Source organism: Croceibacterium atlanticum (assembly GCF_001008165.2).
Taxonomy (GTDB): Bacteria; Pseudomonadota; Alphaproteobacteria; order Sphingomonadales; family Sphingomonadaceae; genus Croceibacterium_C; species Croceibacterium_C atlanticum.
Genome location: NZ_CP011452.2, coordinates 2,598,211 through 2,609,528 on the forward strand (window position 1 = coordinate 2,598,211; position 11,318 = coordinate 2,609,528).

The 11,318-nt window shown below is 60.5% G+C and carries 10 protein-coding genes; 8 read left to right on the plus strand and 2 right to left on the minus strand.

Annotated elements, in window-relative coordinates:
* Nucleotides 1-20: 20 nt before the first annotated feature.
* The 7 genes from WYH_RS12330 (at nt 21) to WYH_RS12360 (ending at nt 8,417) form a co-directional block, all read left to right on the plus strand.
* Nucleotides 21-638: a cation efflux transmembrane domain-containing protein gene (locus WYH_RS12330; RefSeq protein ID WP_010240550.1), complete on the plus strand. Its 618-nt coding sequence runs from the start codon at nt 21-23 to the stop codon at nt 636-638.
* A gap of 315 nt (nt 639-953) precedes the next feature.
* Nucleotides 954-2,687 (plus strand): cytochrome c/FTR1 family iron permease, encoded by a 1,734-nt coding sequence (locus WYH_RS12335; protein WP_244877916.1) that lies wholly within the window; start codon nt 954-956, stop codon nt 2,685-2,687.
* A gap of 157 nt (nt 2,688-2,844) precedes the next feature.
* Nucleotides 2,845-3,462, plus strand: a complete 618-nt coding sequence (locus tag WYH_RS12340; protein WP_053833567.1) for a TetR/AcrR family transcriptional regulator — start codon at nt 2,845-2,847, stop codon at nt 3,460-3,462.
* Nucleotides 3,459-4,463, plus strand: a complete 1,005-nt coding sequence (locus tag WYH_RS12345) for an HlyD family secretion protein (protein ID WP_046904070.1) — start codon at nt 3,459-3,461, stop codon at nt 4,461-4,463. Before WYH_RS12340 ends, WYH_RS12345 begins: the two co-directional genes overlap by 4 nt.
* Nucleotides 4,464-4,469: 6 nt before the next feature.
* Entirely contained in the window at nt 4,470-6,191 is a 1,722-nt protein-coding gene (locus WYH_RS12350) for an ATP-binding cassette domain-containing protein (RefSeq protein ID WP_244877917.1), read from the plus strand.
* Nucleotides 6,188-7,306, plus strand: coding sequence for an ABC transporter permease (locus WYH_RS12355; protein ID WP_046904072.1), 1,119 nt, complete (start codon nt 6,188-6,190; stop codon nt 7,304-7,306). The genes WYH_RS12350 and WYH_RS12355 overlap by 4 nt, the downstream gene beginning before the upstream one ends.
* A 4-nt stretch (nt 7,307-7,310) precedes the next feature.
* A complete protein-coding gene (locus tag WYH_RS12360) occupies nt 7,311-8,417 on the plus strand; it encodes an ABC transporter permease (protein ID WP_046904073.1) in 1,107 nt (368 codons plus the stop codon).
* A 6-nt stretch (nt 8,418-8,423) separates the two neighbouring features.
* On the opposite strand, the gene ppk2 is transcribed toward WYH_RS12360, so the two are convergent.
* Nucleotides 8,424-9,200, minus strand: a complete 777-nt coding sequence (gene ppk2 / locus WYH_RS12365; RefSeq protein WP_046904074.1) for a polyphosphate kinase 2 — start codon at nt 9,198-9,200, stop codon at nt 8,424-8,426.
* Nucleotides 9,201-9,336: 136 nt separating this feature from the next.
* Here ppk2 and WYH_RS12370 point away from each other — a divergent pair, with 136 nt between their 5' ends.
* On the plus strand, nt 9,337-9,966 hold the full coding sequence (locus tag WYH_RS12370) for an RNA polymerase sigma factor (RefSeq protein ID WP_046904075.1): 630 nt from the start codon (nt 9,337-9,339) through the stop codon (nt 9,964-9,966).
* A 272-nt stretch (nt 9,967-10,238) separates the two neighbouring features.
* Here WYH_RS12370 and WYH_RS12375 read toward each other — a convergent pair whose 3' ends face one another.
* Nucleotides 10,239-11,288 (minus strand): type II glyceraldehyde-3-phosphate dehydrogenase, encoded by a 1,050-nt coding sequence (locus tag WYH_RS12375; protein ID WP_046904076.1) that lies wholly within the window; start codon nt 11,286-11,288, stop codon nt 10,239-10,241.
* Nucleotides 11,289-11,318: the final 30 nt, after the last annotated feature.

An 11,318-nucleotide genomic window follows, 5' to 3' on the forward strand; every position in this document is an offset into this window, starting at 1 on the left:
TGACGCAAGGAGTCGAGTAAATGGGAAAGACCTGCTGCGGCCCCGATGAGGCCGGTGCAAACAACAACGATCCGACATGGCGGCGCATTCTGTGGATCGCACTGGGCCTTAATGCAATCATGTTCGGCGTGGAGATCGTGGCAGGCATTGCTGCGGATTCGCGCGCCTTGCAGGCCGACGCGCTCGACTTTCTCGGTGATGCGGCAAACTATGCTATCAGTCTCGGTGTAGCGGGGATGGCGCTCGTCTGGCGCGCGCGTGCGGCTCTCGTAAAGGCGGCGACCATGCTGGCTTTCGGCCTGTGGGTGCTCGGCTCGGCCATCTGGGGTTTCTTTGTCGGGGCGTCGCCCGACCCGGGAACGATGGGCGCCATCGGTTCTCTTGCTCTGGCGGTAAATCTCGCCGTCGCCGCGATGCTGTTCCGGTATCGCTCGGGCGATGCGAACATGCGCTCGGTGTGGATCTGTTCGCGCAACGACGCGATCGGTAATATCGCCGTGCTGGCGGCAGCGATTGGCGTTTTCGGCACCGGCCGTGCGTGGCCCGATCTGGTTGTGGCGAGCATCATGGCAGGACTGGCGGTGTGGGGAAGTGCCGAAGTCTCCAAACAGGCCCGTGGCGAACTGCGCTCTACCTAAACTCCAGAATATCCCCGCGATCGGGGGTTGGAGGAAATACATTTCCGTCTACACCCTGCTATTGCGAATTAATTGCAACAGATATAGAGACCCCTCATGCATCGCATCGTCTCCGCCACCGTCCATCCGGCACTGCGGCTCATTCTGCTGGCGCTTGCGCTGTGTCTGTCCGTCACCGCGAACGCGGAAGAACCCGACGTGCGAACCACCTGGCGTCTGCTCGATTATATCGCGGTCGACTACGCCTCCGCCGTTTCCGAGGGACGTGTTGCCGACGAATTCGAATATCGCGAAATGGTGGAGTTTTCCGATGTCGTGGCGCGGCAGATCGCTGCATTGCCGGATACTAAAGACAATCAAGCACTCATCCGCCGATCGGACCAGCTGCGAGCTCTGATCGCCAATAAGGAACCCGCCGAGCGAGTTGGGCGCTTAGCGCGCGCGCTGGCAGCCTCGTTGCTGACAGCCTACCCGGTTCCGCTTGCCCCTTCGCAAGCGCCCGACCTTGACCGCGCCCGCACTCTCTTCGCGCAGAACTGCGCCTCGTGTCACGGCGCCGCCGGAAGTGCGCCACCGGCCGCAATGCAGGCACTTGATCCCCCGCCGATCGACTTCACCGATATCGACCGGGCGCGGCAGCGCAGTGCGTTCGGGCTTTACCAGGTCATCACGCAAGGGCTGGAAGGAACGTCCATGGCCAGCTTCGCATCGCTGTCCGACGAGGATCGCTGGGCGCTTGCATTCCATGCCGGCAGCATTGCTTTTGAAGATGTGGCCAAGGGCGAGCGTATTTGGCGGGAAGATGATGGCATACGCCAGCTTGTCCCCGATCTCGAGACGCTCGCCGCGCTCACACCGGAAAGTCTGGCCGAGCAGATCGGCGAGGACCGTGCGCTCGCCGTCATGGCCTATCTTCGCGCCAATCCCGATGCGGTGGGACAGGCAAATGACGCAGGTTCGCTCGCCTTCGTTCGCGATACGCTCGATCGCAGCCTGTCAGCTTATCGGGCTGGCAACCGAGAGGAAGCGCGGCAGCTTGCCCTGTCTGCCTATCTCGACGGGTTTGAACCCCTGGAGGCCCTCCTGGCAACGCGCGATGGCGGTTTGATGCGGGAGGTAGAACAGGCGCTCGGGCAATTCCGGGCCGGAATAGAGTCCGGTGCGAATCCATCCGAACTACAGCAACTAAGGGCTCGCATCGATAGTCTGCTGGCAAGAGCCGAGGAAGCGTTGGCTCCTGAGGCGGCCAGCGAAATCTCGACCTTTCTCGGGGCGTTCACCATCCTGCTGCGCGAGGGGATCGAAGCACTTCTGGTTGTGATCGCCATGATCGCCTTTGTGAAAAAGTCGCACCGCTTCGAGGTACTGCCCTATGTCCATGGCGGGTGGATCGCTGCTCTTCTTGCAGGTGTCGCCACCTGGGTCCTGGCAACCTACTTTGTGAGCATCAGCGGTGCGAGCCGCGAGATGACCGAAGGGATCGGCGCGCTGCTTGCGGCTGTCATTCTCGTATCGGTCGGGATCTGGATGCATGGCAAATCTCAGGCCGAGGAATGGCGGCGCTATATCCAGGAAAAAATGGGCAAGGCGCTTTCGCGCGGATCGGCATGGTTTCTCTTCGGTCTTGCGTTCGTGGTCGTCTATCGCGAAGCCTTCGAGACAATTCTGTTCTACGCCGCCCTATGGAATCCGCAGAGCAGCAGCGTGATACTGGCGGGCGCCTTGTCGGCAGTCGCCCTGCTGGCGCTCATTGCATGGGCCATGCTGCGCTACAGCCGCAAACTGCCGATCACCCAGTTCTTCCGCTACAGTGCTATCCTGATTGCGATCCTTGCGGTCATTCTCGCGGGCAAGGGCGTGGGCGCTTTCCAGGAGGCCGGAGTTCTTTCCGCCACTTTCATCGCCGACTTGCCGCGCCTCGCCGAACTCGGCTTCTTCCCGACTGTCGAGACGATCGGCGCGCAATTGCTCACGCTGCTGGCCCTGATTGCCGGATTTCGCGCAAGCCGGGCTTCTTCCAATTCGCCACCGGCAAACGTTAAGGGATGAGCGGTCCCGGTTACGTAGTCTCCTCGGTCCGGACGCGGGGCGGGTCTGCGAAGGAACATCCCACGTTTCAGAGCAAGCATAGAGTTCGGCCGAAAAGGAACCCTGCCGATCTGTAATATCTCGCTGACTGATGCGTCAGTCATATCGAGGTGTTCAAATGGCCGATGATATCGCCGGAAAATTGAAATCTGCCGCGGCCTGGCTGTTCACTCAGCACGGATTTACGGCGACCCGCGTCGCCGACATCGTCGCGAATGCGGGCGTAGCGCAGGGGACCTTTTACCTGCATTTTGAAAACAAGCCATCGCTGTTTGTCGCGCTTATCGATGAATTCTTTGCAGGACTGATTGAGGAGACCATTGCCCGCCATCCCGGCAAGCGGCTGCAAACTGGAGAGCATCTATCAGCCGAGGTTGAGGAGATCTGGATGACCATCATTCGGTATGGCCGCAAGCATGATATTCTGACCAGGCTGGTCTTGCGTGAGGCCTATGCGCTTCCGCCCGAGCAGCGCGCTCATATCAATCGACATTTCGAGCAAGGTGCTGACGCGCTCGCGCGGTATCTCGAAGATGCCCAACAGCTCGGCCTGGTGAAGAATCTCCCGGCGCGACTCATTGCTTGGCTTCTTGTCGGAATGATCGAGCGGGCAATGCACTACGCCGTTTTTGTCGCGCCGAACGCACCGAGCGTGTCGCTGGCAGGGCATTGCACCGAGTTCGAACTCCTGGGCCTGCTGGAACCTAGTGCCGCTAGGACCGGAGGCGAATCATGAGATCCAAACAGAAGGTCTACATCGGCATTGGCCTGCTCGTATTGCTAGCCGCTTCGGCAGCGACAATCTGGCTGATGCAGCCTGATCGGCATGAGCGAGAAGGTCATCTGGTACTCAATGGAAATGTCGATATTCGTCAGGTCAATCTGGCGTTCAAGGTTCCAGGCAGGATCGACCGATTGGCGTTCGATGAGGGAGATAGGGTTGAAGCTGGCGATCTTTTGGCCTCGCTTGAACCTCAGGATTATAAGAACGAGATCGCGCTTGCCGAAGCGCATGCCAGCCAACGCTCCGCAGCGCTCGCCGCTCTCGAATCGGGCAGCAGGCCGGAGGAGATCGAGCGGGCGAGAGCGCGGGTTGCAGAAGCGGAGTCCGCGCTGAGCGTTGCCCAGGCAACCCTGGACAGGGTCGAACACCTCGCCGGGAAGGGCTTTGCCTCACGGCAGACCCGGGACGAGGCGCGCTCTCAGCGCGATCGCGCGGCCGCTCAGCGGCAGGCGGCACTCGAAGAACTCTCGCTTGTCCGCGAGGGACCCCGACGCGAAGAAATCCGGCAAGGACGCGCGGCGCTTGGAGCCGAGCGAGCTGCCGCTGCACTCGCCCGGCAACGCCTAGTAGACGCGAACCTTTACGCGCCCGCTGACGGGATCATCCTGACGCGCGCACGCGAGGCTGGAGCCATCGTGGGGCCGGGCGAAACCGTATTCACACTCGCACACACCTCGCCCATGTGGATCCGGGCCTATATCGAGGAACCCGACCTCGAGCGCGTCGAGATCGGTACCCCCGCGACAGTGTTGACCGAGGCTGGCCGCGAATTTCCCGGCCGCATTGCCTACATCTCACCGACAGCCGAGTTTACACCCAAGTCCGTTGAGACCCGCGAACAACGCACCAGCCTTGTCTACCGGGTGCGTGTGCGTACCGAAGATCAAGACGGAATCCTGAAGCAGGGCATGCCGGTCTCCGTGATCGTCCGTCCCGTCGCCCGCGGGCGTTGACGGGTGGTGGCCCTGGTAACCATCGAAGGCCTGACCAAACGGTTCCCCAAGCAAGCCGAACCGGCATTGCGCAGTGTTAGTACACAGATCAGATCGGGCCACATCGTCGGGCTGGTGGGGCCCGATGGCTCGGGGAAGACAACCTTCTTGCGCTTGATCGCCGGACTGCTGCGCGCCGATGAAGGCGGGATCGACGTGGGAGGTTTCGATCCCGTCGCCAACGCGAAGGAGGTGCGCGCGCGCATTGCCTATATGCCGCAACGTTTCGGCCTCTACGAGGATCTGAGCGTGGAGGAAAATCTCAAACTCTACGCAGATCTGCGCGGACTGGTTGGATCAGCGCGCAAGGCGACATTCGAGCGGCTTCTCGATTTTACCGGCCTAGCGCCATTTACCGGCAGATTGGCAGGCGCCTTGTCGGGCGGCATGAAGCAGAAGCTCGGGCTCGCCTGCGCTCTCGTTGTTACGCCTGAACTCCTGTTGCTGGACGAGCCAAGCGTCGGCGTAGATCCGATTTCGCGCCGTGAACTCTGGCGAATGGTAAGCCGACTGACCGATGAAGGGATCACGGTCGTTTGGGCAACCGCCTACCTCGATGAGGCAGAGAAATGCGAGACTGTGCTCGTCTTGAGCGAGGGCGATCTCATCTTCGACGGTCGACCGACCGATCTGGCCGCGCGTGTCGCTGGCCGGGTGTTTTTGATCGAGGGCATCGAGGGCGATCGGCGCTACGTTTTGAACAGAGCACGCCAACACGAGGCTGTGATGGATGGAACAATCCAGGCCAGCCATGTCAGGCTGTTGCTCAATGAGAACGCGCGTGCCCTCTCTCTGGCTTCGATTGGCGCGGGGGATGAAGCTCGGCTGAAACCTGTCGCGCCGCGGTTCGAGGATGCGTTCATCGATCTCATTGGCGGCGGGTTTCGCGCTGAATCGCCCTTCGCCGGCGGTTCGCAGCGCAGCCACAATATAGCGATTGCCGTAGAGGCGCGCGGACTAACGCGGATGTTCGGCTCCTTCACTGCGGCTTCCGAGATCAGTTTCGATGTGCGTCGAGGTGAAGTGTTTGGGCTTATCGGACCCAATGGCGCGGGCAAGTCGACTACATTCAAAATGCTCTCCGGCCTTCTCAAGCCGACCAGCGGTGAGGCTCGTATTGCCGGTGTCGATTTGCGTACTGCCGCGAGCGAGGCACGGGCTCGTCTCGGATACATGGCGCAGAAATTTTCGCTGTATGGCGATCTCAGCACGATGCAGAATCTGCGGTTCTTCGCACGCGTTTACGGCCTTACCGGAGTGCGGCAGCGTACCATGATTGCGCGTATGATCGAAAGCTTCGCCCTCACGGACAAGCTCGATGAAAATTCCGCCCAGCTCCCGCTTGGCTTCAAGCAGCGCCTGTCGCTCGCCTGTGCCGTCATGCACGAGCCTGACGTCCTTTTTCTCGACGAGCCGACCTCGGGTGTCGATCCGCGTACGCGCCGTGAATTCTGGGCCCATATCAACGCCATGGTCACGAACGGCGTAACCGTCATCGTGACGACACATTTTCTCGACGAAGCGGAGTATTGCGACCGCGCCGCGCTCATATATCGCGGCCAGATGATTGCTTTGGGGACTCCCGCCGAACTCAAGGCGCAAGCGGCCTCCTCGACCATGCCCAACCCGACCTTTGAGGATGCATTCATCGCTCTCGTCGAAAAGAACGAAGCGGAGACCTCGCCATGAGTTTTTCGCGTTTCGCCGCGATCATGCGCAAGGAAACCCGGCAGGCTATCCGGGACCCGAGCACACTCATGATTGCCGGCCTATTGCCGATCATGCTGATTTTCCTGTTCGGTTATGCGGTTTCGTTCGACCCCCGGCAGTTCTCGGTCGGCGTTGTGGTCGAACAGCCGACCGGAGAGACGGAGAGCTTTGTCGCGTCGCTGCGCAACACGCGCTATTTCGAGATTGAAACAGCGCCTGTGCGAAAGGACTTCGAAACCCTCATGGCCGCGGGCGAGCTCGATGCGATCATCATCCTGCCACAGGATTTCAGCGCAATTGCGCTCCGCGGAGAGGCGGCGCCGATCCAGATCCTGGTCGATGGGGGTGATCCAAACACAGCCGGACTGGTTGGCTCCTATATTGAATTGCTCGTTATCAATTGGCTCGAGCAGGAATGGCTCGATCGCGGGCAACCGCCGCTCGCGCCTCTCGTCTCGATTGAGCCGCGTGTCTGGTTTAACGCCGAGATTTCGAGCCGCAACTATCTGGTCCCCGGCTCGGTGGCGATCATTCTCACCATAATCGGCGCCTTGCTCACAGCGCTTGTGGTCGCCCGCGAATGGGAGCGCGGCACAATGGAGGCCCTTCTTGCGACACCTGTCGGTCCGCTCGAACTGCTGCTGGGCAAGCTTGTGCCCTATTTCGTGCTGGGCCTCGGCTCGTTCATGCTGTCCGTGTTTGTGGCCGTGGCGTTTTTTGGTGTTCCCTTCCGCGGATCGTTTCTCGCGCTCTCGCTCGCAGCCGCACTCTTCATGCTGTGCTCGCTGGGCCAAGGACTGCTCATTTCGACGCTCACCCGCAACCAGCTTGTGGCAGCGCAGGTCGCGGTGATGCTTGCCTTTTTGCCCGCGTTCTACTTTTCCAATTTCGTTTTTGAGCTCGACAGCATGCCACTGGCGCTCCAGCTCTTCAGCTACGCGATCCCGGCGCGCTTTCTCGTCTCTACCCTGCAGACGCAGTTTCTTGCCGGCAATGTCTGGGCGGTTCTGCTGCCCGATCTCGCTGCCCTTGCCATCTTCGCGATTGTGATCTTCGCGATCTGCGCTCTGTTCACACGCACCCGGCTCGACTGAGACCATGTGGCAACGCATCTACGCCTTGATCGTGAAGGAGCTTCTGGCAAGCGCGCGCGATCCGCAAACCCGTTGGGTGGTGCTGTTTTCGCCGCCCTTTCTGCTCCTCATCTACGCCTTTGCAATTACGCAGGAAGTATCGGACGTCACCCTGGCGGTCTACAACCAGGACCACGGCAATGCCTCGGTCGAGCTTATCAGCCGCTTCGAGGGTGCCGAAGTATTCGATCAGATTATCCATTTGCGAGCAGGCGCGGATATCGCGCCGACAATCGACGCACGCCGTGCGACGCTGGTCATGCGCGTTGGCGAAGACTTCTCGCGGCGACTCGAGCGCGGCGAAAGTGCCGAGGTTCAGCTAATCCTCGATGGCCGCAGATCCAACACCGCTCAGATCCTGCTGGGATACAGCAGCCGGATCGTCGAAACCTATAATCAGGAGCGGCTCGATCGACTGCGCGCGACGGCACCTGTGCGTCTTGTCCAAAGGACCTGGTTCAATCCCAATCTCGAGCCGCTCTGGTCCGCAGTGCCAGCGCTCTTTGCCGTCCTCGTAGCCGTGGTCGGTTTCATGGTGTCCGCGCTGTCGATCGCCCGCGAGCGCGAGCTCGGTACCTTCGAGCAATTGCTGGTGTCGCCGCTGCGCCCCTTCGAGATCCTGATCGGCAAAAGCGTGCCGGCTCTCCTGATTGCGCTGACGAGCGCAAGTGCGATGCTGGTTCTGGGGATGCTGTTTCTCAACGTACCGATCCGCGGTTCTCTCGCCCTGCTTTTCTTCGGAATGGTTGTCTATCTCGCTGCAATAGTCGGTATCGGCCTGTTTATCTCATCGCTCGCCAAGACCCAGCAGCAGGCGATTATCGGGCTGTTCATGTATATGGTCCCGGCTGTGCTCATTTCGGGCTATGCCACGCCGGTAGAAAACATGCCCGACTGGTTGCAGGGCCTTGCCGCCGCCACGCCGATCACCCACTTCATAGTCATCAGCAAAGCGGTGTATCTTCGTGAAGCGCCCCTTTGGCTCTATTTCTCCCACATCTGGCCCATGGCGCTTATCGCTGCCGCGAGCCTGCTGGCGGCGACCTGGTTGTTCCGCCGCCGAACGGGTTAAACAGTTTCACGGGGCCAAGCCACCAATCCCGACTTCGGCAATCGGCAGGATGACCGAAGGGTCGGGACGCGCGAGGCGTTGATCGACCGCCTGGCACGCGATGGATTGCAGCATGTGCCGGATGATGTTGAGGCGTGCGGCGCGTTTGTCGTTGGCGCGCACTGCAATCCACGGGGCATAGGCAAAATCTGTGCGCGTCAGCATTTCGTCCCGGGCGTTGGAATAATCATTCCACTTCTCAAGCGCCGCTGCATCGATGGGGCTGATCTTCCACTGCTTGAGCGGATCAGTGCGCCGCGCTTTGAGGCGCTTGGCTTGCTCTTTTCTATCGATGTCGAGGTAGTATTTGAGAAGCGTAGTCCCGTCGCGTGCCAGCATTTCTTCGAATTGCGCGACGTTAGAGAAGAAGTCGGCAACTTCCTCCTTGTCGGCAAATCCCATCACCCGTTCGACCCCCGCCCGGTTGTACCAAGAGCGATTGAACAGAGCGATCTCCTCATCGGCGGGCAGCTGTTCGCTGTAGCGGCGAAAATACCAACTTCGCGTGTCACGATCTGAGGGTTTGCCCAGCGCCACGACGCGAGTCTCGCGCGGACTCATATGTTCGCGCACACGCTTGATCACACCGTCCTTTCCGGCCGCATCTCTCCCTTCGAAGATGATCAGAACACGCTCGCCATGGGCGATGACCTGGCGTTGTATCTTGACCAGTTCGATCTGCAGCGCGCGCAATTGTTGCTTGTATTCGCTCTTGGATATTTTCTTCTTTTGCGAACTCGACATGTTGCTCTCCGGCTCTTTAGCTGCGATGAGGGGACGAGCCCCGAACATGTCGTAACGATACTACCGCCTGCGACCGTTTTACAGGAAGGGACGGGCCCTTCTCCGGTATTGGGGCACTGGCGCTTCGGGGTTTTCCATGATCGAAAATAGAGCCGATAAAGCTGACGGGTCCGAGGAGGCGTTGCGACCGATGGATGAAGCAGTGCGCCGGGCCCTGGTGGATAGCCACGAAGATATGCTGCGTTTCCTTATCGGCCGCATGCGGGGGCGTCAGGAGGCGGAGGAAGTTCTCCAGCGTTTCATGCTTCGTGCGATCGAGCGGGCTGGGGACCTGCGGGATGTGGGTTCGGTCAAGGGATGGCTCTCCCGAGTGCTGGCGACGACGATTGCCGACTTTTACCGACAGGCTGCGCGCGGCCGTAAACACGAAACCGCCATTGATCCTCAGGAACTTGCCGAACTCGCAGAAGCGGAGGTCGTTTCTGACGCGGAGATGGAGGCTGCCGTATGCAACTGTCTCTATCGCCTCCTGCCAACGCTCAGGCCGGACTATGCCGAAGTCATCTGGCGCGCTGATTTGCTCGAGGAGCCGCGTGAAAGCATTGCCAGCGCGCTCGATACGAGTGTCAACAATATCAACGTGCGTCTTCATCGTGCGCGCGGCGCACTTCGCACGCGCCTGCTCCAGATGTGCCGCACCTGTGTCATTCACGGTTTCCTCGATTGCGAATGCCAGCAAGAGAAGGAGCAAGCGCCCGCGCTGTAGACGCGGACTGTCGGGGCCGCACTATCTGGGCGATGCTAGTCTCCCTCCTTCGGCCGCGCGTCTCCTGGGCTGTATGGCTGTGTAGCTTTATCGTTTTGGCGTGGATGGCTGTCGACGCCTAAGGTCCAGGCCGGCGGGTCGCTTGCGGGAAACGTTTCGATCAAAGCTTCGTCGATCGCTCGCTCTTCCAGGCCGGAGGATCGCGTCTTTGGCTTGCATCGTGGCCGGTCCGTGGGGGCGTTCGTCATTGGCTTCGCTCTTGCCTTCAATCGCTACAATCTCAGCTCGTCTGCTCCGATACCAAGCGTCTTGTTTGTCAATCGCATCGAGACCTCGGGCTGCTCCTCGCTCGACGCCAGGGCACGGATCGCATCTATCGTTTCAGGGATGACGATGGCTTGATTGTCGACCATGTAATTGTAGCACAGTTCGGTTCCATCGACCGCGAGAATGTTGCTCCACAGGGCCACCTCGTAGAGGTCTGCATTGGGCCGCCCCTCCATCGCCATCGCCTCTTTGACGCTGTTGAGGGCCGACAGTCCGCTGTCTCCATCGATGAGCAGAATTCTTGGCGAGGCCGCAAATGCGTCGAGGACTTCCTCCTTTGTCGCCGGCCGGGTGAGCTCGACATACCAGCTGTGTAGATGAGCCAGGGTCTCAGGAACCTTGATCGCAATCGTCACCACATCGAGTTCCGGATCCACATGCCGGGCATCCGGCCCCTGATGGCTCGGGATTGTCGGCTCGGGCACGAGCGTGTTCATGATCCCCCCGAGATGGCTCTCCCAGGGGTCGGTGGCCCGGCGCATAAGTGTCCCGCGCGCTTTTTTGAGCAGGCCTGCGCGCTTCAGCGCCCCTAGGGTGCGGACAATCGACGTGGTGTTGCATGACACGACCCGTGTCGCATCGCGTCCGAATGCGCTCCCGTAGGTTGCTTCGGCGACGAATGAGTGCCCCGCCACGTCGTGCTTCTCGCCTCCCTGCACGATGAATGGCTTCCCGGCGCGGCGATAGATGTTTGCGTTCTGGGCACCGATGCCCTTGGGTGTGCAGTCGACAATGACGTCGCTTGCCGCGATGAGATCCTCTAGCGAACCCGCAACGTCGAGACCCGACTCCGGCAAGGTTTGCGAGGCCTGCGAACTGGCCGCGAACAGGCGAACGCCGCCCTTCGCGAGCATTGCGATCCGCCAATCGGCGGCGACGTCGGCGACACCGGCCAATGCCATATCGGGTTGCAGCCTTACGGCGCCGACAACGCGGCGACCGATTACCCCTGCTCCTACGACCCCTACCGAGATCTTGTTTGGCTCCTTTGTCATTGAAAATGAACTCCAGTTGGTGGTTGCGGC

Excerpts from the sequence above, each read along its gene's own strand:
- WYH_RS12345 (WP_046904070.1), top strand. The coding sequence starts at position 3,459 with ATGAGATCCAAACAGAAGGTCTACATCGGCATTGGCCTGCTCGTATTG.
- WYH_RS12375 (WP_046904076.1), bottom strand. The coding sequence starts at position 11,288 with ATGACAAAGGAGCCAAACAAGATCTCGGTAGGGGTCGTAGGAGCAGGG.
- WYH_RS12355 (WP_046904072.1), top strand. The coding sequence starts at position 6,188 with ATGAGTTTTTCGCGTTTCGCCGCGATCATGCGCAAGGAAACCCGGCAG.
- ppk2 (WP_046904074.1), bottom strand. The coding sequence starts at position 9,200 with ATGTCGAGTTCGCAAAAGAAGAAAATATCCAAGAGCGAATACAAGCAA.
- WYH_RS12370 (WP_046904075.1), top strand. The coding sequence starts at position 9,337 with ATGATCGAAAATAGAGCCGATAAAGCTGACGGGTCCGAGGAGGCGTTG.
- WYH_RS12330 (WP_010240550.1), top strand. The coding sequence starts at position 21 with ATGGGAAAGACCTGCTGCGGCCCCGATGAGGCCGGTGCAAACAACAAC.
- WYH_RS12340 (WP_053833567.1), top strand. The coding sequence starts at position 2,845 with ATGGCCGATGATATCGCCGGAAAATTGAAATCTGCCGCGGCCTGGCTG.
- WYH_RS12360 (WP_046904073.1), top strand. The coding sequence starts at position 7,311 with ATGTGGCAACGCATCTACGCCTTGATCGTGAAGGAGCTTCTGGCAAGC.